24 protein-coding genes and 1 tRNA gene are annotated in these 21070 nt (G+C 64.1%); 17 read left to right on the top strand and 8 right to left on the bottom strand.

Translation table 11 applies throughout. The features are described from left to right. Nucleotides 1-122 precede the first annotated feature (122 nt). The 7 genes from rpmF to BKY26_RS10630 all read left to right on the top strand — a co-directional run bounded on the left by rpmF (nt 123) and on the right by BKY26_RS10630 (nt 4931). A complete protein-coding gene (rpmF, locus tag BKY26_RS10660; RefSeq protein WP_071690374.1) occupies nt 123-329 on the top strand; it encodes a 50S ribosomal protein L32 in 207 nt (68 codons plus the stop codon). 30 nt (nt 330-359) lie between these two features. Further along, nucleotides 360-1451, top strand: a complete 1092-nt coding sequence (gene plsX / locus BKY26_RS10655) for a phosphate acyltransferase PlsX (protein WP_071690373.1) — start codon at nt 360-362, stop codon at nt 1449-1451. Continuing rightward, nucleotides 1448-2443, top strand: coding sequence for a beta-ketoacyl-ACP synthase III (locus BKY26_RS10650; protein WP_071690372.1), 996 nt, complete (start codon nt 1448-1450; stop codon nt 2441-2443). The genes plsX and BKY26_RS10650 overlap by 4 nt, the downstream gene beginning before the upstream one ends. A gap of 100 nt (nt 2444-2543) precedes the next feature. Continuing rightward, nucleotides 2544-2846 carry an integration host factor subunit alpha gene (gene ihfA, locus BKY26_RS10645; protein WP_071690371.1) on the top strand — a complete coding sequence of 101 codons (303 nt, stop codon included), beginning with the start codon at nt 2544-2546 and terminating at the stop codon, nt 2844-2846. 6 nt (nt 2847-2852) lie between these two features. Further along, nucleotides 2853-3626, top strand: coding sequence for a MerR family transcriptional regulator (locus BKY26_RS10640; RefSeq protein ID WP_071690370.1), 774 nt, complete (start codon nt 2853-2855; stop codon nt 3624-3626). A 77-nt stretch (nt 3627-3703) separates the two neighbouring features. Beyond that, nucleotides 3704-3780: transfer RNA gene (locus BKY26_RS10635), tRNA-Pro, on the top strand. 59 nt (nt 3781-3839) lie between these two features. After that, nucleotides 3840-4931, top strand: a complete 1092-nt coding sequence (locus BKY26_RS10630; RefSeq protein ID WP_071690369.1) for a 2'-deoxycytidine 5'-triphosphate deaminase — start codon at nt 3840-3842, stop codon at nt 4929-4931. Between the two features lie 11 nt (nt 4932-4942). Here BKY26_RS10630 and BKY26_RS10625 read toward each other — a convergent pair whose 3' ends face one another. After that, a complete protein-coding gene (locus BKY26_RS10625; RefSeq protein ID WP_071690368.1) occupies nt 4943-6142 on the bottom strand; it encodes a class I SAM-dependent methyltransferase in 1200 nt (399 codons plus the stop codon). Next, a complete protein-coding gene (locus tag BKY26_RS10620; protein WP_083431411.1) occupies nt 6139-6942 on the bottom strand; it encodes a heme-dependent oxidative N-demethylase family protein in 804 nt (267 codons plus the stop codon). The genes BKY26_RS10625 and BKY26_RS10620 overlap by 4 nt, the downstream gene beginning before the upstream one ends. 85 nt (nt 6943-7027) lie before the next feature. On the opposite strand from BKY26_RS10620, the gene dddP reads away from it, so the two are divergent. Further along, entirely contained in the window at nt 7028-8362 is a 1335-nt protein-coding gene (gene dddP, locus BKY26_RS10615) for a dimethylsulfonioproprionate lyase DddP (protein WP_071690367.1), read from the top strand. Here the strand turns inward: dddP and BKY26_RS10610 are convergent. Next, nucleotides 8359-9252, bottom strand: coding sequence for an endonuclease/exonuclease/phosphatase family protein (locus BKY26_RS10610; RefSeq protein WP_083431410.1), 894 nt, complete (start codon nt 9250-9252; stop codon nt 8359-8361). The genes dddP and BKY26_RS10610 overlap by 4 nt on opposite strands. A 112-nt stretch (nt 9253-9364) precedes the next feature. Next, nucleotides 9365-9754: a hypothetical protein gene (locus BKY26_RS10605; RefSeq protein ID WP_071690366.1), complete on the bottom strand. Its 390-nt coding sequence runs from the start codon at nt 9752-9754 to the stop codon at nt 9365-9367. A gap of 182 nt (nt 9755-9936) precedes the next feature. On the opposite strand from BKY26_RS10605, the gene BKY26_RS10600 reads away from it, so the two are divergent. Both BKY26_RS10600 and BKY26_RS10595 read left to right on the top strand, forming a co-directional pair. Further along, the gene (locus tag BKY26_RS10600) at nt 9937-11157 is read left to right on the top strand and encodes a bifunctional alpha/beta hydrolase/OsmC family protein (RefSeq protein ID WP_071690365.1); all 1221 of its coding nucleotides are present in this window, start codon (nt 9937-9939) and stop codon (nt 11155-11157) included. A 67-nt stretch (nt 11158-11224) separates the two neighbouring features. Next, a complete protein-coding gene (locus BKY26_RS10595; protein WP_071690364.1) occupies nt 11225-11473 on the top strand; it encodes a DUF6455 family protein in 249 nt (82 codons plus the stop codon). 6 nt (nt 11474-11479) lie between these two features. Here the strand turns inward: BKY26_RS10595 and BKY26_RS10590 are convergent, their stop codons facing one another. Continuing rightward, on the bottom strand, nt 11480-11953 hold the full coding sequence (locus BKY26_RS10590; protein ID WP_071690363.1) for an Lrp/AsnC family transcriptional regulator: 474 nt from the start codon (nt 11951-11953) through the stop codon (nt 11480-11482). Between the two features lie 145 nt (nt 11954-12098). Between BKY26_RS10590 and cysG the strand changes: the two genes are divergently transcribed. From cysG to BKY26_RS10560, 6 genes are all read left to right on the top strand, one after another. After that, entirely contained in the window at nt 12099-13499 is a 1401-nt protein-coding gene (gene cysG, locus BKY26_RS10585) for a siroheme synthase CysG (RefSeq protein WP_071690362.1), read from the top strand. Continuing rightward, nucleotides 13489-13788, top strand: coding sequence for a DUF2849 domain-containing protein (locus BKY26_RS10580; protein ID WP_071690361.1), 300 nt, complete (start codon nt 13489-13491; stop codon nt 13786-13788). The genes cysG and BKY26_RS10580 overlap by 11 nt, the downstream gene beginning before the upstream one ends. Before the next feature lies 1 nt (nt 13789). Beyond that, the gene (locus BKY26_RS10575) at nt 13790-15457 is read left to right on the top strand and encodes a nitrite/sulfite reductase (RefSeq protein ID WP_071690360.1); all 1668 of its coding nucleotides are present in this window, start codon (nt 13790-13792) and stop codon (nt 15455-15457) included. After that, nucleotides 15447-16196 carry a phosphoadenylyl-sulfate reductase gene (locus BKY26_RS10570; protein WP_071690359.1) on the top strand — a complete coding sequence of 250 codons (750 nt, stop codon included), beginning with the start codon at nt 15447-15449 and terminating at the stop codon, nt 16194-16196. The genes BKY26_RS10575 and BKY26_RS10570 overlap by 11 nt, the downstream gene beginning before the upstream one ends. Before the next feature lie 11 nt (nt 16197-16207). Further along, nucleotides 16208-16618: a DUF934 domain-containing protein gene (locus BKY26_RS10565; RefSeq protein ID WP_083431408.1), complete on the top strand. Its 411-nt coding sequence runs from the start codon at nt 16208-16210 to the stop codon at nt 16616-16618. Between the two features lie 73 nt (nt 16619-16691). After that, nucleotides 16692-17546 (top strand): ferredoxin--NADP reductase, encoded by an 855-nt coding sequence (locus BKY26_RS10560; RefSeq protein ID WP_071690358.1) that lies wholly within the window; start codon nt 16692-16694, stop codon nt 17544-17546. Between the two features lie 144 nt (nt 17547-17690). On the opposite strand, the gene BKY26_RS10555 is transcribed toward BKY26_RS10560, so the two are convergent. Beyond that, on the bottom strand, nt 17691-18176 hold the full coding sequence (locus BKY26_RS10555; RefSeq protein WP_071690357.1) for a hemerythrin domain-containing protein: 486 nt from the start codon (nt 18174-18176) through the stop codon (nt 17691-17693). A 109-nt stretch (nt 18177-18285) separates the two neighbouring features. Beyond that, on the bottom strand, nt 18286-18828 hold the full coding sequence (infC, locus tag BKY26_RS10550) for a translation initiation factor IF-3 (RefSeq protein WP_071690356.1): 543 nt from the start codon (nt 18826-18828) through the stop codon (nt 18286-18288). Nucleotides 18829-19015: 187 nt separating this feature from the next. Here infC and BKY26_RS10545 point away from each other — a divergent pair, with 187 nt between their 5' ends. After that, a complete protein-coding gene (locus tag BKY26_RS10545; protein ID WP_071690355.1) occupies nt 19016-20194 on the top strand; it encodes a hypothetical protein in 1179 nt (392 codons plus the stop codon). 71 nt (nt 20195-20265) lie between these two features. Here BKY26_RS10545 and BKY26_RS10540 read toward each other — a convergent pair whose 3' ends face one another. Continuing rightward, the gene (locus tag BKY26_RS10540; protein ID WP_071690354.1) at nt 20266-21054 is read right to left on the bottom strand and encodes an FAD binding domain-containing protein; all 789 of its coding nucleotides are present in this window, start codon (nt 21052-21054) and stop codon (nt 20266-20268) included. Between the last annotated feature and the right edge of the window lie 16 nt (nt 21055-21070).

Here is a 21070-nt window from a genome sequence, read left to right as displayed (position 1 = left end):
CCCGGCCGGTCCGGACCAGCCGGAACGACGCATGCAAGGCGGATACGAGACAGAACGATTTGAAAGACGCAAGCGGGGCCAAGCTGCCACAGCCCACCCTGCAAAAACACCGAGGTTGAGACATGGCTGTCCCCCAGAATAAAGTCACCCGTTCGCGCCGGAATATGCGTCGTGCACACGATTCGCTGACCGCTGGCAATCCGAACGAGTGCCCCTCTTGCGGCGAACTGAAGCGCCCGCACCACATCTGCCCGTCCTGCGGCACCTACGCAGATCGCGAAGTGATCGCGCAGGCGGACGAGATCGACCTGGACGACGACGCAGCGTAACGCAGCGGGTTCGTCCAAGGCAGGTCCAACATGGCAGACACAGCACGAGCAAGCGACGTTTCAGCGTCTGAGATCGTGCTGTCAATCGACGCCATGGGCGGGGATCGCGGGCCGTCGGCCGTTGTCGACGGCATGGCGAAATCCGCCGCCAAGAACCCAAGTCTGAGCTTCATCGTTCACGGCAACAAGTCCGAGCTGGAAAGCCTCATCGCCCGCAAGTCCGAACTTGCCGGGCGTTGTGACATTCGCCATGCCGCAGATGTCGTCACCATGGAGGACAAGCCAAGCCAGGTCATGCGGTCTGGCAAGGACACCTCCATGTGGTCGGCCATCGAATCGGTGCGCAACCGCGAGGCGACCGTGGCCATCAGCTGCGGCAATACCGGCGCGCTTATGGCGATCAGCATGGTGCGCCTGCGCAAGATCGAGGGCGTGAACCGCCCCGCCATTGCCTGCCTCTGGCCATCGCGCAATCCGCACGGGTTCAATATCATGCTCGATGTCGGGGCCGATATCCGCGCCGATGAAACCGAGTTGCTGCATTACGCCCTCATGGGGGCGTCCTATGCGCGCAACGGGCTTGGCCTTCGACGCCCGCGGGTCGGGCTGCTGAATGTCGGCACCGAGGAATTCAAGGGCCGGGCAGAATTGAAGCTGGCTTCGCAGAATATCGCCGCGGCCGCGAAAGCCGCGAATTTCGAGTATGTGGGCTTTGTCGAGGGCGGCGACATCCCGTCTGATCGGGTCGACGTGATCGTGACCGACGGCTTCACCGGCAATGTCGCCTTGAAAACCGGCGAAGGAACGGCCGGGTTGATCCGCGACTTTCTGGGCGAAGCCTTCCGCTATTCCATCCTGTCGAAACTGGCCGCAGTGCTGGCCTATACCTCTTTGCAGCGCCTGTCGCGGCGGATCGACCCGCGCCGGGTGAATGGCGGGGTCTTCCTGGGGTTGAACGGGACGGTAGTCAAATCCCATGGCTCCTCGGACGGAACCGGGGTGTCGGCGGCGATCAAACTGGCGGCAGAACTGTCGGCAGCCGGGTTCAGTGACCGTCTGGCCGCGCGTATCGCGGCATCCGAACGGGCGATTGCCCAGGTGAACGGAGGTTCCGAAGAATGACCGGAGAAACCGGCGCAAAGACCCGTCGAGCCGTCGCGGTCGGCATTGGCCACTACCTGCCCGAGCGCGTGGTCCCGAATTCCGAGTTCGAGGCCATGGTGGACACGTCCGACGAATGGATTCGCGCACGCTCCGGCATCGAACGCCGCCATTTTGCGGCCGAGGGCGAAACCACCTCCGATCTGGGCATCAAGGCCGCGCGCGCCGCGTTGGACAATGCCGGACTGACGCCGGACGATATCGACGCCATCATCGTCGCCACCTCGACCCCCGACCTGACCTTCCCCTCCGTCGCCACGATGATTCAGGCGGGCCTTGGCATGCGCCACGGCTTTGCCTTTGATGTGCAGGCGGTCTGTGCGGGCTTCATCTATGCGCTTTCGACCGCGAATGCTTATGTTCTGTCGGGCCAGGCCAAGCGCGTGCTGGTGATCGGCGCCGAAACCTTCAGCCGCATCATGGATTGGACAGACCGCACCACCTGCGTGCTGTTCGGCGATGGCGCGGGTGCACTGATCCTGGAAGCGCGGGAAGGCGACGGGTCCAGTGCCGATCGTGGCATCCTGTCGGTCGATCTGCATTCCGACGGACAATTCCGTGACCTGCTCTATGTGGATGGCGGCGTGTCGCGCACGCAATCCAGCGGCGTGTTGAAGATGGAGGGCAAAGAGGTCTTCCGCCACGCCGTTGAAAAGCTTGCACAAACCGCGCATGCAGCTTTGGATCGCGCCGGGCTTGGGGCCGATGATGTGGACTGGATCGTCCCCCATCAGGCCAATCTGAGGATCATCACCCGCACCGCCCAGAAGATGGGTGTCGGCATGGATCGGGTCATCGTCACGGTTCAGGATCACGGCAATACCTCTGCCGCGTCGATCCCGCTGGCGCTGTCCGTGGGGGTGGCAGAGGGCCATATCAAACCCGGCGACCTGCTGGTCGCAGAGGCCATCGGCGGCGGCCTGGCCTGGGGTTCGGCGGTTCTGCGCTGGTAGGGCGGCAAGGCCCCGCTTAGAACGTTAACGCCCAAGCCCTTGATATTGACTTGCTATCTGTGAAGGCGCAGGATGGGCCAGCCACCCTGGGAGGACAGTCATGACCGGCAAGACCCTGACACGAATGGACCTGAGCGAAGCCGTGTTCCGAGAAGTAGGATTGTCGCGCAATGAAAGCGCCGGCCTTGTCGAGCGGGTGCTTGAACTGATGTCCGACAGCCTTGTGGACGGCGAGCAGGTCAAGATCTCCTCGTTCGGGACATTCTCGGTCCGCTCCAAGACGGCCCGCGTCGGCCGCAACCCCAAGACCGGCGAAGAGGCCCCGATCCCGCCCCGCCGGGTGCTGACCTTCCGGCCCTCGCATCTGATGAAGGACCGGGTTGCCGCTGGCAACAAGGGGTAAGACCGTATGGCCGACAAGTCTCCGCAGGCCTTCCGCACCATCCGCGAGGTGGCCGATTGGCTGGAGGTCGAGGCCCATGCCCTGCGCTTCTGGGAAAGCAAGTTCAGCCAGATCAAGCCGGTGAAACGCGCCGGCGGGCGGCGATATTACCGCCCTGCTGACATGCGGCTGATTGGAGGCATCAAGACGCTGCTCCATGACCAGGGCCTGACCATTCGCGGCGTCCAGAAGCTGATCCGCGAGGAAGGCGTGGCCCATGTGGCTGCGCTCTCGCCGCCGCTCGACGAGGATCTGGACAACAGCGCAGAGGATCAGCTGGTTGAGGCCATTGCCATCGAAGACACGGCCCCCAGCACAGCCGGGTTCATAGATATCGAGGCGCTGGCGGGGGAAGATGCCCCGGCGGATGCGGAACCACCCGCGGCAGAGCTGCATGAGGACCGATCCGAGCCCGAAGCGCCCATGGAAGAGCCCCCTGCCCCTGAACCCGAGGTCATCACCGAAACCGCCTCCTCAGAAGCAAGCGAACCCGAACCCGAACCCGAACCCGAACCCGAACCCGAACCGGCGGACACCGCCATCGCTGCCATGGCAAGTGCCGAGACGGATCTGCCGGAAGATCTGGACGAGAACGCCCCGCCGACCCCTCTGTCAGAGCTTCGGGCGCTGATCCACGGCGCGGTTCCCTTCTCGCTTTCGCAACAGCAGCAGCTGGCGCCGATGGTGGCGCGGCTGGAGGCCTTGGCCGCCCGGCTTGAGGGCCGGGCACACTCGGCCTGATCTATTTTACAGATGAGCGATTTTCCGGCCTATTCCCGCTTGCACCCCGCAGCAAAATCGCTAGAACAGCCGAACGTCGGGCTATGGCGCAGCCTGGTAGCGCGTCCGTCTGGGGGACGGAAGGTCGCAGGTTCGAGTCCTGCTAGCCCGACCAACACCTAAAACCGCTCTTGCCCATCCGGGCGGGGCGGTTTTCCGTATCAGGAGGTCGCGATGACAGCCGATCAATCCCAGCCCGGTGTTCTGCCGGACCACGCGATCCACGCCATGGCGGCGCGAGGCGAAATCCTGAGCGATCTGCCTTTTGCCGACACGCAGGTACAGCCTGCCAGTCTCGATCTGCGGCTTGGGACCGTGGCCTACCGCGTGCGCGCCTCGTTCCTTGCGGGCGCGGGTCGCACGGTGGCGGACCGGCTGGAAGAATTCACCATGCATGAGGTCGACCTGACAAAGGGCGCGGTGCTGGAAAAGGGCTGCGTCTACGTGGTGCCGCTGATGGAATCGCTGGCGTTACCGCCGGGAATCACCGCCGTGGCCAATGCCAAAAGCTCCACCGGGCGGCTCGACCTGCTGACCCGCGCCATCGCCGATAACGGGGTGGAGTTCGACCGGATCGCGGAAGGCTATTCCGGCCCGCTTTATGCCGAGATCTGCCCGCGCAGCTTCTCTGTTCTGGTCCGCCCCGGCATGCGGCTCAATCAGATCCGGTTCCGGTCCGGTCAGGCGGTGCTGTCGGATGCCGATCTGCGCGCGCGCCATGCCAAGGCGCCGCTTGTTTCTGGCAAGGCGGTCATTGACGACGGGCTTGGCTTTTCCGTCGATCTGCGCCCTGCTGCGGGCAGTCTTGTGGGCTACCGTGCCAAGCCGCATACGGGCGTGATCGACCTCGATCTGATCGGCCATTATGACCCGGCGGAGTTCTGGGAAAAGATCGAAACCGAGGAAGGCCGCATCATCCTCGACCCCGGCGCGTTCTACATTCTGGTCAGCCAGGAGGCGGTGACGATCCCGCCCGATTGCGCCGCCGAAATGGCCCCCTATCTGGCCATGGTGGGCGAGTTCCGCGTCCACTACGCGGGCTTCTTCGACCCCGGTTTCGGCTATGGCCCGGCAGGTGGCGAAGGGGCGCGCGGTGTGCTGGAGGTGCGCTGCCACGAAGCGCCCTTCGTGCTGGAGCACGGGCAGGTCGTGGGGCGGCTGGTCTATGAGCGCATGGCGGCGCTGCCAGAGGTTTTGTACGGGTCCGATCTGGCCTCGAACTACCAGGGTCAGGGACTTAAATTATCCAAGCATTTCAAGATGTAACGAAGCGATGTTTATCTCAGGATGGCGGAATAATAGAGCAGCCCGTAGCGCGCCAGATCCTTGGAAAACCCGTTCCAGAGTGCCGAGAAGGCCACCGGGTCCAACCGCTCTGCCGCCGCGATCTCGGCCAGCGATTTACGTCCGTCCACATGGCGCAGCAGGCCCACAACAGCGCCAGACACCGGGATCTCGACCTTCTCGCCGCCAAGGTTCAGGGGCAATACCCCCTTCCTGGCAATCGCCTGCACGACCTTTGCGGCGTTCCCGCCCTTGAAATGCGGCACCGATTGCGGCGTCGGCTGCGCCACGCGGCCCTCGGCCTTGCCCACGGGCACCGCATAGAGAACATGGGTCTTGATCGTCCCGCGCAGCTTTTCCGCGATCTCCATCCGGGTCAGCGGATCAATCCCGACCAGAAGCCCCGGATCACCGATGTAAGGCGCGGGATCATAGGCATAGGCCTGCGGCGAGCCCACCGATTCCAGCCCGGCGGCGGTCAGCGCCTCGTGCAGTTGCCGGATTGAATAAGGCCGGTCCTGGCTGTGCAACAGCAGGTCATAAAACCCTGCATCGCCCTGTTCATGGTCGACCAGAACCGTGTTGCGCTTGAACGGATGGCCCTCCGGCAGGCGCGCATAGATCGCCTTGGCCGACTTTAGCCGTTCCTTGGGGCTGCCTTGCAACAATGCGCCGAACGCTTCCTGCAATGGGTAGACGCCAGAGCGGCCATAGGGCGCGTAGACCATCAGGCCGATGCCGCCCTCAGGCGCCAGCGCCCCGGCCAGCGCGTTGAATCCCTCCTGCGGATGGGGCAGGTGATGCAGCACACCGCAGCAGTCGATATAGTCGAACGGCCCGAACTGAGCCGCGTTCAGCAGCGACCCGGTTTCAAAGCGGATGCCTTTGAGCCCTCGCACCTTGGCCCGTTCCTCGGCCACTTTCCGGGCGGACCGAGACAGGTCCAGATAGGTGATCTCATAGGGTTTTCCGGCCGTGGTCATCACCTGCGCCAGCTGGATCAGCGCATCGCCGGTGCCGCCGCCCGCAACCAGCACCCGCAGAGGCCGCGACCAGTCGCGTTTTCCGGCAAACAGGAAATGATCCAGCTCCACCGGATGCGAGGGCGACCCGGTGATCAGGCGCGTCTTTTCGTCCGCCGGGTCACGTTCCGGGTAGGGATAGGCGTTGTACTGGTCTTCGATCTGGCTCATGCGCCCTGCCCTGCGGTCTCGACAGGGTGGATGTCAAGGCCCGCGCGCTGTTCCACGCTCAGCTTCTCCCACGGGACCACCCAGGTGTGAATGGAAAACACCACCGCGCGGGTTTCCGGCAGGCGTAAGAGGCTTTGTCGTTCCGACCGCAGGAATTCCGCCCTGCCCTTCGGCGGGTCACGCCGGTCATCTTCCCGCCGTGGCTGGTAGAGCGACGGATCGTGATAGAGCAACGCATTGGCGCGCCAAAGCGGCCGGTCCACATGCAGCGCATCGAACAGCCGCTGCACGCGGGCGGCCATGTTGTCCGTATACTCCTCCACCGGGACGTGAATGCGCGTCATGGGGTGGCCGATCTTCTGGGCCAGGGTCCAGCTGGCCGGAAAGCACAGAACCGCAGCGGTCAGGATATGCTCGCCCTCGCCCCCATTCTGGTCCAGCAGGCACAGATCCTCCTGCACCAGCCGCGACGCGACGACCAGGGGATGATCCCCCTCCAGATCAATCGTCACCCCGTCGGGCCGGGTGATCCTGCGCCCGTCGCGCCGATAGCCGTCATCCAAGCGCGACAGGATCAACTGCAACAGCTCCTCGGCCGCCGTCAAAGCCTCGGGCAACGCCCGGAACACATCTTCCCGCCGCTCCTCCAGCAACCGGTCGCGCAGGGCCATCTGGGCGGCAAATGCCTCGTCCCGGACCAGCCATTCGCCCATATCGAGCGGCTGGATTCCGGGCAGCCGCCGCGTGGCGGGATGCATCCAGGGCGCGAAGGGCAGGCTGTTTTGGCAGATTTCTTCCATTTTCGACCTCTCTCATGCCGCAAAACGGCGCGCCGCCCGGGGCGTTCGCCGCCACTCTGACGCAAAGACCTTGGGAGCTTTCGTCATGAATGAAGCCTATCGCCTGCCCGCGCGCAAGATCGACCCCACCAAGGGCGTGTCCCTGCCCGATGGCACATTGAATGACAATGACCGGATCGAGATCGGGCCGACCATGCTGGCCTATGCGGAGTTTGAGGCGGCGGGGCTGATCCTGCCCAATCTGCCCGCAATGCGCCAGTATCGGCTGACCCGGCTGGTCGACAAGATCAACGAGCGCGGGCTTGGCGGGCTTTTGATGTTCGATCCGCTCAACATCCGCTACGCCACCGACAGCACCAACATGCAGCTATGGAACACCCATAACCCGTTCCGCGCCTGTCTGGTCTGCGCCGATGGCTACATGGTGCTGTGGGACTACAAGAACTCCCCTTTCCTGGCCGATCACAACCCGCTGGTGCGCGAGGTACGGTCCGGCTTTGACCTGTTCTATTTCGACCGGGGCGACAAGCTTGGCCAGCAGGCGCAGGCGGTGACCGGCGAGGTCGAGGACCTGATCCGCGAACATGCCGGCGGCAACAAGCGCATCGCCGTGGACAAGATCATGCTGCACGGGTTGCGCGCGTTGGAGGCGCGGGGCTTCGAGGTCGTGGAAGGCGAAGAGGTTACCGAAAAGGCCCGGTCGATCAAGGGCCCGGACGAGATCCTTGCGATGCGCTGCGCCATGCTGGCCTGTGAGGCCTCGATGGCCGAGATGGAGGCCGCGACCGAACCCGGCATGACCGAAGACGACATCTGGGCGGAGCTGCACAAGGCCAATATCCGGCGTGGCGGCGAGTGGATTGAAACCCGGCTGCTGGCGACCGGCCCGCGCACCAACCCGTGGTTCCAGGAATGCGGCCCCCGCGTGCTCCAAAATAACGAGATCCTCGCCTTCGATACCGACCTCATTGGCTGCTACGGCATCTGCTCGGACCTGTCGCGCACCTGGTGGATCGGCGATGACGATCCGCGCCCCGACATGATCCACGCCATGCGCGTGGCCTATGATCACATCATGACCAACATGGAAATGCTGAAACCCGGCGTTCCGTTCAGCGAGCTGACAAAGAACACCCATGTGCTGGAACCGCAGTATCAGAAGCAGAAATACGGCTGCCTGATGCATGGTGTGGGGCTGTGCGATGAATGGCCCCTGATCGCCTATCCCGATCACGCGGTCGAAGGTGCGTTCGATTACGTTCTGGAACCGGGCATGACGCTCTGCGTCGAGGCGCTGGTCAGCCCCGAGGGTGGCGATTTCTCGATCAAGCTGGAGGATCAGGTTCTGATCACCGAAGACGGGTATGAGAACCTGACCAGCTATCCGTTCGACGAACGGCTTCTGGGCTGGCGGGACTAGGGGGCGGCAACACGCGCGACAAGGCCATAGTGGTCGGACCCGAACAGAGGGCGGCGTTCATTGCGGCCGGGCGACGGCGCAAGGACCATGTCGATCGGCAGGGGTACTCCATAGGGGAAGATCGTCGGACGGCGTTGACCGACCCTCTGCGTCCCGGTGGCTTCCGCGATCCTTCGCACGGCATGCCCCCAGGGCACCATGTTGAAATCGCCACCGATGATCACCGGCCCTTCCAGCGCGTCCAGTTGCGGCAACAACCGCGCCACCTGCCGCGCCTGACCATGGGGCCAGGGCCAGTGCAGGTGGATGGATAGCGCCCAGAAAGGCCCGTCCGGCCCCTCGACCCTCAGCCCCGCCATGCCGCGCCGGTCTGAACAGATGCCGTCGCCGATGGCGGGCAAACGTGACAGCACGGCCATACCGCTCCAGGCCGAGAAGCGACAGAACTGCTGGTAGGGATAGTCGTCTTCCAGCAGGGCCAGCAACGGGACGTTGCGCTCCGACACCTCCTGCAACATCACCAGATCGGCGCCGCTGTCGCGGATATCGGCGACCAGCGCCCGGCTGGCGACGTTGCCTGCCCAGAGGTTCTTTTGATAGACCGTGATCCCCTGTCCGTCCGGTCCCGCCACTATCCTTGCAGCACCCAGAACGATCAGGACCGATGCCGATACCCCGGCCCCGGACCAGACCAGCGCCCGCGGTCGTGCCAGAAGCAGCACCAGGACCAAGCACCCTGCCGCTGCCGGAATGCGCAGCAATGCCAGCGAGTCGAGCGCCGGATGAAGCGCCCCGCCAAATCCCGCCAGCAGCAGGGCCGAGCACGCGATTGCCGCGACCCACCCCGTTCCGCGAAGGATACGGCTGATCCAGTGGGCGCTTTGCTTCATCGGGCCTCCGGCATGGCGCTTGGCATGGCTGGAAAGGCATCAGGTTTTGCCCGGCCCGTCCAGCCCCGCGCCAGAATGCTGGCGATACACGCGGTAAAGCGCCCGTCCGGGGTCAGTCGAGGTAGTGTTCGCACGCCTCCTCCAAGGCGCTGTTGGCCCGGTCAATCGCCCGATCCGCAGCGCCGGTGATCTGCATCGCAAGGTCCATCCGCATGTTTTCAGCCGCCAAGGCCAAGGCAGCGCGACGCCGAAATGCCTCCACCCGGCTGATCGCGACATAGCGATTGATGGCAACCTGCAGCAACGCATCGGCGCGGGCCACGGCCGCCCGGTGTTCCCTGGGCGAGGCCCCGTCCTGCATCGCCTGTTCCACGGCAAGCGCCTGCCCCGCGCAATCCGCCAGCGCCATTTCCTCCAGCGACAGCGCGGTCCCGGCTTGCGCCTGCGCAATGCCCCCGTTGAAAACAAGGAACGCGGCGGACAGGAGGAACAGGACAACCATGCGCAATCTTCCGATCCCTCCCTTGATCACGGCAAGCCTAGCGGACGCATCTTTCAAAATCGTAAACAGGCGGCCATGGGCGGTCACCGCGTCACACGGGCCAACACGCCCCCGTGAGGCGGGTTGCGAAACCGGCGGGGCATCGCCAGTCTTCTAGGGCACGCACCCGAAGGACGCCCCACATGCCCACTGATCGCTTCACCTTTCCCGGCCATGCCGGGCACGACCTCTCTGCCCGGCTGGACATGCCAGAAGGCCCGCATCTGGCCACGGCCATCCTCGCCCATTGCTTTACATGCGGAAAGGATATCGCCGCCTCCCGGCGCATCGCGGCCCGGCTGGCGGGAATGGGCATCGCGGTGTTGCGCTTCGATTTCACCGGGTTGGGGCATTCGGGCGGCGAGTTCGAGAACACTTCGTTCAGTTCCAACGTGGATGACCTTCTGGCAGCCGCCGAGGCGTTGACCGCCCGCGGCATGGCCCCTGCGATGCTGATCGGCCATTCGCTTGGCGGGGCGGCGGTGCTGAAGGCGGCGGGACGGATCGACAGTGTCAGCGCCGTGGTGACGATCGGTGCGCCCTTCGATCCCGGCCATGTCACCCAAAATTTCGGCAATGCACTGGACCGGATCGACAGCGACGGCGTGGCCGAGGTGCATCTGGGCGGGCGTCCCGTGCGCATCGGCAAGGGGTTCGTGGAGGATGTGCGGGCCGAGGCGCTCGGACCTGCGATTGCCAGCATGAAGAAGGCGCTTCTGGTCCTGCACGCCCCGCGCGACAGTGTCGTCGGGATCGAGAACGCGACCGAGATCTTCCTGGCCGCGAAACATCCAAAAAGCTTCGTCACGCTCGATGATGCCGATCACCTGATCAGCCGCCCCGAAGATGCGGAATACGCCGCCGAGGTCATCACCGCATGGGCCGGGCGCTATCTGCCCTTGCGCAGCCCCGCCCCGCCCATTGGCGCGCCCGAAGGCGTGACCCGCGTGTCAGAGGCCGACCCGAAGGGCTTTCGTCAGGACGTTCAGGCGGGCCTGATCCACCACGCGGTGGCGGATGAGCCGATTGCCTATGGCGGCACCAATCAGGGGTTCACCCCTTATCAGTTCCTCGCCGCCGGGCTTGGGGCCTGCACCTCGATGACGATCCGCATGTATGCCCGCCGCAAGGGCTGGCCGCTCGATCATGTGTCGGTCGATGTGACACATGACAAGGTGCACGCGCAGGACGCGGGCGGACAGGACGCGCGGATTGACCGGTTCATGCGCCGGATCACCCTGCAAGGGGCGCTGGACGAGGCGCAACGCAACCGCCTGCGCGAGATTGCCGACAAATGCCCGGTGCATCGCACGCTGGAACATGGCGCAACCGTGGAGACGGAGCTGTTGCCCGCGCCCGCTTGATCCAGATCAATGCATTTGCAACGAAACCCGTGCCTTCTGACCCCGAACAGGAAGACAGGAGGCCCCGATGGGCATTTTCAAGACTCTCAGCGACAGTGCCGGTCTGGTGGACGATATGGCCGACCGTTTGGATGTGGACCTGACCCATATTGGCGGTCTGGACGTGGAAAGCTCTGCCTTGGCCTATAGATCCATGGTGTTGTCCTGCACCGCTTGCAAGCAACACGAGGATTGCCGCCACATGCTGGACGACAACGCCAAGCTGGACGATGCACCGTCCTATTGCCGCAACCGCGATGTGATGCACCGCGCCTGAGGGTGCTCAGGTCTCGGTCTGGATCGGCAGCAGCGTGGTGGATTTGATCTCCTCCATGCTGAGCAGCGCCGTGACATTGTGAATGCGCACCTCTGAAATCAGCGCCTGATAGAACCGGTCATAGGCCCGCGCATTGGCCACGCGCACCTTGAGAATATAGTCGATATCGCCCGCCAGCCTGTGTGCCTCCAGCACCTCGGGGCGGCTTTGCAGCGCGTGCAGGAACCGTTGCTGCCAGTCCGATTCATGTTCCGACGTGCGGATCAGCACGAAGAAACAGGCCTCCAGCCCAAGCGCCTCCGCATCCAGCAAAACCGTCTGGCGACCGATGATCCCCGCCTCCCGCATCTTGCGGATTCGGGACCAGACAGGCGTCTTGGACGACCCGACTTTTCTGGCGATGTCATCCAGCGACTGGCTGGCATCTTCCTGCAGTGCAGCGAGGATTTTCCGATCCAACGCGTCGATTTGGGCAGACATTCGCGCCCCCTTTCCGTTCAAGAACACTGAGCAACTCAAGCAGCCAAATAGCAAACATATGTTCTTATTCGCAAGCCCATCTGGCGTATAATCGGAAAATTGTCCTACATTGGGGGCGGAAACTAGAATGACAGGATCAGCCCGAATGAAACATTTTCCGATCTTCCTCTCGGTCGAAAACCGGCGCATCCTGCTGTCTGGCGGCGGTGAGGCCGCATTGGCGAAGCTGCGGCTTCTGCTCAAGACCGAAGCGCGGGTCGAGGTTTTTACCGAAACCCCTGCCCCCGAGATCGCCGCATGGGCAGATGAGGGCCGCCTGACCCTGCATCGGCGCGCGCTTGCGCCCGCCGATCTGCCCGGCGCGGTGCTGGTCTATGCCGCCGATGAGGATGAGGTGCAGGACGCCCGGATCAAGGCCATGGCCGACCGGGCCGGCCTTCTGGTCAATATCGTCGACAACCTGCATGACAGCGCCTTCATCACCCCCGCCATCGTGGACCGCGATCCGGTGACCGTGGCCATCGGCACCGAAGGGGCGGCCCCCGTCCTCGCCCGCGCCATCAAGCGCGACCTGGAGGAGAAACTGCCCGTCACGCTCGGCACGCTGGCCCGCATCGGCAAGGCGTTTCGCGGCGCGGTAGAGGCCCTGCCCTTCGGTCGCAAGCGGCGCGATTTCTGGGCGGAGTATTATTTCGACACCGGCCCCAAGGCGCTGGCCGAGCGCGGCGAGCAGGGCGTGAAAGATGGTCTGCGCGCGCTTCTGGCCGAACATCTGACCGCCGCGCCGCGCGAGGGACATGTGGCGCTTGTCGGCGCGGGTCCCGGCGACCCGGAGCTTCTGACATTGAAGGCCCGCAAGGCACTGGATGAGGCCGATGTGATCATCCATGACCGTCTGGTCGCGCCTGAGATTCTGGAGCTTGCCCGCCGCGAGGCGACGTTGCTCGATGTGGGCAAGCAGGGCTTTGGCCGCCACACCCCGCAAGCGGAAATCGCCCGGCTGATGGTAGAGCATGCCGCCAAGGGCCTGCAGGTCGTGCGTTTGAAATCCGGTGATCCCGTGATTTATGGCCGTCTCGATGAGGAAATCGAGGCGCTCGACGCGGCGGGGATCAGCTGGTCCATCGTGCCCGGCATCACCTCGGCCTCTGCCGCCGCTGCCGGGATCGGCCAGAGCCTGACGCGCCGGGGCCGCAACTCGGCGCTGCGCGTCCTGACGGGCCATGACACCGAAGGGTTTGCCGAACAGGACTGGGCCGCGCTCGCCCGCCCCGGCACCGTGGCCGCGATCTACATGGCCAAGAAGGGCGCACGGTTCCTGCAAGGCCGTTTGCTGATGCATGGCGCCCCGGCGGCCACGCCCGTCACCATCGTGGAAAACGCCTCGCGCCCCAACCAGCGCACCGTCGCCAGCACGCTGGCCACGCTGGCCGCCGACCTCGACAATGCCGACCTGACCGGCCCCGCCATCCTTCTCTACGGTCTCGCGCTCCGCGCGGCGGAGGCCCGGTTGCCAGACTTGCAGGAGCTTGCAAATGCCCCGTGACTTCACCCCCAAGGTCATCACCGCCAATCATCTGCTGGAGGGCGATGTTGTCTACCTGACCGCCGATGACCGCTGGACCCGGTATCATGCCGAGGCCGAGCTGATCACCGACGAGGCTCATGCCGCGATCCGCCTGCTGGATGCCGAACGGCAGGTGGACACCATAGTCGGCGCCTACCTGGCCGATGCCAAGGACGGCCTAACAGGCCCCGAACCCACCCATTTCCGCGAGGTGTTCCGCACCCGTGGCCCCTCCAACTACGCCCACGGCAAGCAGGTGGAGCTTTAAGATGTATCGCTATTCCGAATTCGACCGCGACTTCCTCGCCGAACGCAACCGCCAGTTCCGCGCCCAGGTGGAGCGCCGCATCGCGGGCAGCCTCACCGAAGACGAGTTCAAGCCTCTGCGCCTGATGAACGGGCTGTACTTGCAACTACATGCCTACATGCTGCGCGTTGCCATTCCCTACGGCACGCTAAATGGCGCCCAGATGCGGCAGCTGGCCTACCTGGCCGAGACCTGGGACAAGGGCTATGGCCATTTCACCACCCGTCAGAACATCCAGTATAACTGGCCGCGCCTGCGCGATGTGCCGGATATGCTCGATGCACTGGCCGAGGTCGAGCTTCATGCCATTCAGACCAGCGGCAACACCATCCGCAACGTGACCGCCGACCATTTCGCAGGGGCCTCTGCCGATGAGGTGGCCGACCCCCGCCCGGTGGCGGAACTGCTGCGGCAATGGTCCACCGACCACCCGGAATTCCAGTTCATGCCGCGCAAGTTCAAGATCGCTATCACCGGCGCCCCGAATGATCGGGCCGTGACGGCGGCCCATGACATCGGCCTGCGGATCGTCGAGCGCGACGGCGCGATTGGCTATCAGGTGCTGGTGGGTGGCGGGCTTGGCCGCACGCCGATGATCGGCAAGGTTCTGGCGGAGTTCATACCCGCGGATGACCTGCTGCCTTATCTGGAGGCCACCGTGGCGCTCTGGAACGTGATCGGGCGGCGGGACAACAAATACAAGGCGCGGATCAAGATCCTCGTCCATGAATTCGGGCTGGAGAACCTGAAGGCCGAGGTGGAGAAGGAGTTTGCCCTACGCAAACCGCTCTATGCGGGAGGCAAGGACGTTGCCCTGCTGGACGAGATCAAGACCCATTTCGCAGCGCCGGAGTTCGAGACGGCGCCCACCGACGCATATGACGTCTTCTATGCCACCGACCCGGTGTTCCGGTCGTGGGCCGATACGAACCTCTCCGAGCACCGCGCCGAGGGCTACGCCATTGTCACGATTTCCCTGAAGAAACAGGGCGATACGCCGGGTGACGCCACCGCCGACCAGATGCGCGTGATGGCCGATCTGGCAGAACGCTATGGCCATGACGAACTGCGCATCAGCCATGAACAGAACGTCATCCTGCCCCATGTGCACAAGCGCCACCTGCCGCAGATCCATGCGGAGCTGCGCGCGGCAGGGCTTGCGACCGCGAATATCGGGCTCATCTCCGATATCATCGCCTGCCCCGGCATGGATTACTGCGCGCTGGCAACCGCCCGCTCCATCCCCGTGGCGCAGGAAATCGCGACGCGGTTCGAGGAGCTGAAGCTGGAACACGAGGTCGGGCCGCTCAAGATCAAGATCTCGGGCTGCATCAACGCCTGCGGGCATCACCATGTGGGCCATATCGGCATTCTGGGGCTCGACCGCGCAGGCGTGGAAAACTACCAGATCACTCTTGGCGGTGACGGCACCGAGGATGCGGTGATCGGCACCCGCACGGGGCCGGGTTTTGCCTATGACGAAATCGTGGGCGCGATTGAAACCATCGTGCGAACCTATTTGGGCCTGCGCGAGAGCGCTGAGGAAACCTTCCTGCAAGCCTATCGGCGCGTTGGCATCGACCCCTTCAAGGCGGCCCTCTACCCGGAGACAAAGACTCGTGCCGCTTGACGCGCCCATAGGATCGCTGGCGACCTGGGTCGAGGGGCTGAACGCGCGCTACAAGCACCATTCCGCCACGGCAGTGATGGAGCGCGCGCTGAAGGACCCCGACCTTGGCCGGATCGCGCTGGTCAGCTCCTTCGGGGCGGAATCGGTGGTGCTGTTGCACATGGTCTCGGTGATCGACCCGGCCACGCCGGTGCTCTTCATAGACACGCAGATGCTGTTCCCCGAGACGCTGAGCTATCAGCAGGAGGTAGCCGCGAAACTGGGTCTGCAGGACGTGCGCACGATCCACGCCAGCAAGATCTCGCTTCTCGCGGGCGATCCCGACGGCACCCTGCACAAGCACAGCACCGATGCCTGCTGCGACCTGCGCAAGGTGCGCCCGATGGAGGCCGCGCTGGCCCCCTTCGACAGCTGGATCACCGGGCGCAAACGGTTCCAGTCGGGCACCCGCGCGGCACTCGACTTCTTCGAGACCGAGGGCGATATCCGCATCAAGATCAACCCCTTGGCCCACTGGGCGCCGGAAGATGTGCAGGAGTACATGGTCAATAACCGCCTGCCCCGGCATCCACTGGTGGCCAAGGGCTACCCCTCCATCGGCTGCGCCCCCTGCACCAGCCCCGTCAAACCCGGCGAAGACCCGCGCGCGGGCCGCTGGCGGGGCGAGCAGAAGGAAGAATGCGGCATCCATTTCATCGACGGGCGCATCGTTCGCGGCCCCCTGAAAACCGCCTCGTAAGGAGCGACGATATGAAAGACATGGCAGCCCTTGAGGCCCTGACCGACACCGAGACCGTGCTTGTGACCGATACAGGCTTTGCGCCCGCAGACGGGGCTGAAACGCTCGACCTTCCAAGCGACGCCAACGCCGAGGCGCTGGAACGGGCCGCGCAAACCAACGCTACGATCCGCATCGACTTCCCCAGTTTTGCAGACGGGCGCGGCTTTACCCTCGCCCGCCGGTTGCGGCAGATGGGGTTTGTCGGGCATCTGCGCGCCAAGGGCCATGTGTTGGCGGATCAATACGCCATGGCCCGCCGGTCTGGCTTCGATGATGTGGAGATTGACCGCACATTGGCGGCCCGCCAGCCCGAGGCACAATGGCTTGACCGTGCCAACTGGCGCGAGCATGACCACAGATCGCGGCTTCGGGCTGCGTAAAAGCGCCCCCTTTTCCTGACCTAGATCAAAGCTTAATGAAGGAGTCGGCTTTACTCAGGCCGTAACCGAAGACATGACCGAGCAAAAACCCGTGACCGAAGCCACCGCATCGCCTGTAAGAGTGCCCACCCTGCCCGACGCGCAAACCGTGACGGAAGTAAAGCATTACACCGACCGCCTGTTTTCCTTCCGCTGCACGCGGCCCGCGTCCCTGCGGTTCCGGTCGGGTGAGTTCGTGATGATCGGCCTGATGGGCGACCCGGACCCCAAGACCGGCAAGCAGAAACCGTTGCTTCGCGCCTATTCCATCGCTTCGCCGTCCTGGGACGAGGAACTGGAGTTCTATTCGATCAAGGTGCCCGATGGCCCCCTGACCAGCCGCTTGCAGCATATCCAGCCCGGCGATCAGGTCATTTTGCGGCCCAAACCCGTTGGCACGCTGGTGCACGACGCTTTGCTGCCCGGCAAGCGCATCTGGTTCTTCGCCACCGGCACCGGGTTTGCGCCCTTCGCAAGCCTCCTGCGCGAACCGCAGACCTACGAGGATTATGACGAGGTTATCATCACCCATACCTGCCGCGAGGCGGGCGAGCTGACCTATGGGCGCGAGATCATCGAAAGCCTCAAGACCGATGAGCTGCTCAATGAAGTGATCGGCGAGGGCTTCTGGAAGAAGATCAAGTATTACCCAACCACAACCCGTGAAGAGAGCGCCAAGATGGGCCGGATCACCGACCTGATGCGCTCGGGCGAGGCCTTCGCGGATCTGGGCGTTGCGCCAATCTGCCCGGAAAACGACCGCGCGATGATCTGCGGCAACCTCGCCTTCAATCTCGAACTGAAAGAGATGCTGGAGGAATACGGGCTGGAGGAAGGGGCCAATTCCGACCCCAAGACCTACGTGGTCGAAAAGGCGTTTCTGGACTGACGTAGCGCCAAACCGAAAAGCCGCCCTCCGAGGCGGCTTTTTCATGCGGGGTCAGAGCCCGCCATAGACGCCAAGCGCCTCTTCCAGTTCGTCTTCCTCGTAACCGAAATGCGATCGGACCACGCGCTCCAGCGCATCGAAGGTCTAGCGCGCTTCGTCAAAGGCGTCTTCGCCCGGGTTCTGCACCAGCCGCACCGCATCCGCATAGAGCCGTTCCAGCAGCGCATGCACCACTTCGTGTTCCTCTCGCAGCTTGGCGATGACCTTGCGCAGCCCGTCGCTGGCACGCGCCTCCAGATGCGGAAAGACCCGGTGCTCCTCGGCCCCGTGATGATAGTCGAGAAACTGGCATTCCTGACCGCAGAGATTGCCGAACTGGCGGTAGTTGCGGGTCATCTCCATCTCGGGCACGGCCTTGGCCAGTGCGGCGGGTGCAGTGCTGCCCGCAGCGATGCCCTCCATCATCCGGCGCACCTGCCCCATCTGCTGCAAATGCATCCGGTGGATGGCGGCCAACTGCCGTCCCTGCCGCCTTTGCAGATCCGTTGCGCCCTCGATTGGCGGCGCCTTGGGGCGCTCCGCCTCTTTCAGATCCGCCACATCGGGGCGGGCATTCTCGACCCTGTCCATGACCGGCCCTTTCCATTTTCTTGGTTCGGAAAGATGTAAGGCATTGGTTCCAAAAGAAAAGGGCGCGACCATCTCTGGCGCGCCCCTCCCTTGTCTTCATTCGGTCCGCTTACTTCGCGGGACCGATCATCATGACCATCTGGCGGCCTTCCATCTTCGGCATGTTCTCGACCTTGCCGATTTCCTTGACATCCTCCGCCACGCGTTCCAGCAGCTCTCGGCCAAGGTTCTGGTGCGCCATTTCCCTGCCCCGGAAGCGCAGGGTAATCTTCACCTTGTCGCCGCCTTCGAGAAAGCGGAAGACGTTGCGCATCTTGACCTCGTAGTCATGGGTGTCGGTGTTCGGGCGGAACTTGACCTCTTTGACCTCGATGATCTTCTGCTTTTTCCGAGCCTCGGATTCGCGTTTCTGCTGTTCGTATTTGAACTTGCCGAAATCCATGATCTTGCAGACCGGAGGCGCTGCATTGGGCGAAATCTCGACCAGGTCGAGACCGGCCTCTGCCGCCAGATCCATGGCGCGGGCCGGACTGACCACGCCGATATTCTCTCCATCTGCGCCGATAAGGCGGATCTCGGGGGCCCGGATGCGATCGTTTACGCGGGGGCCTGTGTCGCGCTGCGGGGGCGCGTTATGCGGTCTGCGGGCTATCGGTAAAATCCTTCTATTGCCACGATATGCGGTGCCCGAAACTAGCCTTACCCAACGGGCGTTTCAAGGCGAATCCCGGCTGAATGCCGCAGGAATCCGGTCAAAGCCCCCGTTCTCGTTGCGCTGCGGCATCAGGGGGCGTATGGAATCGCCGGAATCGTCCTCTCTGAGCATCGGAGTTTTCCCAATGTCCCGTATTATCGCAATTGTCGCCGCGCTGGTCGTCGTCGGCGCCGCCGCCTATTACCTGAGCCCGCTTGGCCAGCCAGAACCCGAAACCGCCCCGGCAGCGGCCGTGGAAGAAACGACCGAAGCTGTGGAAGAGGCGGCTGAGGCCGCTGAAGAGACCGCTGAGGACGTGGCAGACGCTGTCGAAGAGATGACCGAAGACGCGGCTGACACGGCTGGTGAGGTCGTGGAAGCCGTCGAAGAAGCCGCACAGGACGCGGTGGACACGGTGACCGACGCCGCAACCGAAGCGGTTGAAGGGGTGATGGAAGAGGCCGAAGGGCTGCTCGACCAGGTGACCGGCACGGCAGACGAGGCCGCCGACGCCACGGCAGACGCTGCGGATGCGGCGTCCGAAATGGCGGAAGAGACCACCGAAGCCGTGACCGAAACGGTCGAAGAGGCTGTTGAGGAGGGCACTTCAGACGCCGCAGAGGCGGTCGAAGCCACGGAGGAAGCCGTCGAGGAAGCCACCGAGGCCGTGACTGAGGAAACGGAAGCCGCCGTCGAGGAAACCACCGAGGCGGTGACCGAAGAAGCCGATGCCGCCGTCGAGGAAGCCACCGAAGCCGCGACCGTGGAAACGGAAGCCGCCGTCGAGGAAACCACCGAGGCGGTGACCGACGAAGCCAATGCCGCCGTCGAGGAAGCCACCGAAGCCGCGACTGAGGAAACGGAAGCCGCCGTCGAGGAAACCACCGAGGCGGTGACCGAAGAAGCCGATGCCGCCGTCGAGGAAGCCACCGAAGCCGCGACCGTGGAAACGGAAGCCGCCGTCGAGGAAACCACCGAGGCGGTGACCGACGAAGCCAATGCCGCCGTCGAGGAAGCCACCGAAGCCGCGACCGAGGAAACGGAAGCCGCCGTCGAGGAAACCACCGAGGCGGTGACCGAAGAAACGGAAGCCGCCGCTGAAGAGACCACCGAAGCGGTCGATGCGATCGAAGGGGCCACGGACCTGTCGACCCTGTTCTCCGTCGAAGGGTTCGACGCCGATGCCGCCCTCGCGGCCGTGGCGGAGGCCGATCTGTCGGCCGTCGCCCGTGCCTCGCTGTCCGCGGCCATCGAGCAGGCGCGCAACAACCCGGCGCTTGTCCCCGAAGTGACGACACGCCTGCGCAACGCGCTCGGGCTCTGATTTCTCGACAAGACGAAAAGAAAACCCCGCGCCTTTGCGCGGGGTTTTTTGTTTCAGCGCTCGCGCATGTGTCAGCAGGCGGCAACCGCCCGCTTGGTCAGCACTTTCACCAGGTTCGCACGATAGGCAGCGGATCCGTGCAAATCGGCGATCATGCCATCGGCAGACACCGACAAGCCATCCACCGCCTCGGGTGAGAAGTTGCCGGACAGCGCCGCCTCGGCCTCGGACCAGCGGAACACGCCATCTTCCGACGCGCCGGTCACGGCCACTCGCACCGCGCCTGCGAACTTTGCGACGAAGACCCCGGTCAGGGCAAAGCGGGACGCAGGTTGCAGGAACTTCTGATAGTTTGCAGCCACCGGCACCGGGAATTTCACCTCGGTGATGATCTCGCCATCATTGAGCGCCGTGGTGAACATGCCCTCGAAGAAATCATCCGCCGCAATCTCTCGCGTATTGGTGACCACATTGGCCCCAGAGGCCAGCACCGCCGCCGGGTAGCACGCCGCCGGGTCGTTATTGGCAAGGCTTCCGCCAATGGTGCCGCGATTGCGGACCGCCGGATCGCCGATATGGCCCGCCAGATGCGACAGCGCCGGATAGCTTTCCGCCGTCGCCGCCGCCACAGCTGCATGGGTGGTGCCGCCGCCGACGCAGATGCGGCCCGCGTCATCGGTGCAGACGCCCTGCATCTCGGCAATGCCGCCAAGGCTGACCAGCACAGCAGGCGCGGCCAGACGTTGCTTCATCGTGGGAAGCAGCGTTTGCCCGCCCCCGAGCATCTGCGCCTCTTCCGCACCAAGGGCGGCGACCGCATCGGCGATGGTGCCCGGACGTTTGAATTCAAACTCATACATGGGTTTCTCTCCTTGT

Origin of the sequence: Nioella sediminis, assembly GCF_001879695.1 — a bacterium.
Classification (GTDB): Bacteria; Pseudomonadota; Alphaproteobacteria; order Rhodobacterales; family Rhodobacteraceae; genus Nioella; species Nioella sediminis.
The sequence above is the reverse complement of the archived record's forward strand: the minus strand, read 5'-3'. Positions and strand labels throughout refer to the sequence as shown.

What these genes read in the sequence shown, in the direction of transcription:
- rpmF (WP_071690374.1), top strand. Translation starts at nt 123, where the DNA reads ATGGCTGTCCCCCAGAATAAAGTCACCCGTTCGCGCCGGAATATGCGT.
- plsX (WP_071690373.1), top strand. Translation starts at nt 360, where the DNA reads ATGGCAGACACAGCACGAGCAAGCGACGTTTCAGCGTCTGAGATCGTG.
- BKY26_RS10650 (WP_071690372.1), top strand. Translation starts at nt 1,448, where the DNA reads ATGACCGGAGAAACCGGCGCAAAGACCCGTCGAGCCGTCGCGGTCGGC.
- ihfA (WP_071690371.1), top strand. Translation starts at nt 2,544, where the DNA reads ATGACCGGCAAGACCCTGACACGAATGGACCTGAGCGAAGCCGTGTTC.
- BKY26_RS10640 (WP_071690370.1), top strand. Translation starts at nt 2,853, where the DNA reads ATGGCCGACAAGTCTCCGCAGGCCTTCCGCACCATCCGCGAGGTGGCC.
- BKY26_RS10630 (WP_071690369.1), top strand. Translation starts at nt 3,840, where the DNA reads ATGACAGCCGATCAATCCCAGCCCGGTGTTCTGCCGGACCACGCGATC.
- BKY26_RS10625 (WP_071690368.1), bottom strand. Translation starts at nt 6,142, where the DNA reads ATGAGCCAGATCGAAGACCAGTACAACGCCTATCCCTACCCGGAACGT.
- BKY26_RS10620 (WP_083431411.1), bottom strand. Translation starts at nt 6,942, where the DNA reads ATGGAAGAAATCTGCCAAAACAGCCTGCCCTTCGCGCCCTGGATGCAT.
- dddP (WP_071690367.1), top strand. Translation starts at nt 7,028, where the DNA reads ATGAATGAAGCCTATCGCCTGCCCGCGCGCAAGATCGACCCCACCAAG.
- BKY26_RS10610 (WP_083431410.1), bottom strand. Translation starts at nt 9,252, where the DNA reads ATGAAGCAAAGCGCCCACTGGATCAGCCGTATCCTTCGCGGAACGGGG.
- BKY26_RS10605 (WP_071690366.1), bottom strand. Translation starts at nt 9,754, where the DNA reads ATGGTTGTCCTGTTCCTCCTGTCCGCCGCGTTCCTTGTTTTCAACGGG.
- BKY26_RS10600 (WP_071690365.1), top strand. Translation starts at nt 9,937, where the DNA reads ATGCCCACTGATCGCTTCACCTTTCCCGGCCATGCCGGGCACGACCTC.
- BKY26_RS10595 (WP_071690364.1), top strand. Translation starts at nt 11,225, where the DNA reads ATGGGCATTTTCAAGACTCTCAGCGACAGTGCCGGTCTGGTGGACGAT.
- BKY26_RS10590 (WP_071690363.1), bottom strand. Translation starts at nt 11,953, where the DNA reads ATGTCTGCCCAAATCGACGCGTTGGATCGGAAAATCCTCGCTGCACTG.
- cysG (WP_071690362.1), top strand. Translation starts at nt 12,099, where the DNA reads ATGAAACATTTTCCGATCTTCCTCTCGGTCGAAAACCGGCGCATCCTG.
- BKY26_RS10580 (WP_071690361.1), top strand. Translation starts at nt 13,489, where the DNA reads ATGCCCCGTGACTTCACCCCCAAGGTCATCACCGCCAATCATCTGCTG.
- BKY26_RS10575 (WP_071690360.1), top strand. Translation starts at nt 13,790, where the DNA reads ATGTATCGCTATTCCGAATTCGACCGCGACTTCCTCGCCGAACGCAAC.
- BKY26_RS10565 (WP_083431408.1), top strand. Translation starts at nt 16,208, where the DNA reads ATGAAAGACATGGCAGCCCTTGAGGCCCTGACCGACACCGAGACCGTG.
- BKY26_RS10560 (WP_071690358.1), top strand. Translation starts at nt 16,692, where the DNA reads ATGACCGAGCAAAAACCCGTGACCGAAGCCACCGCATCGCCTGTAAGA.
- BKY26_RS10555 (WP_071690357.1), bottom strand. Translation starts at nt 18,176, where the DNA reads ATGGACAGGGTCGAGAATGCCCGCCCCGATGTGGCGGATCTGAAAGAG.
- BKY26_RS10545 (WP_071690355.1), top strand. Translation starts at nt 19,016, where the DNA reads ATGTCCCGTATTATCGCAATTGTCGCCGCGCTGGTCGTCGTCGGCGCC.
- BKY26_RS10540 (WP_071690354.1), bottom strand. Translation starts at nt 21,054, where the DNA reads ATGTATGAGTTTGAATTCAAACGTCCGGGCACCATCGCCGATGCGGTC.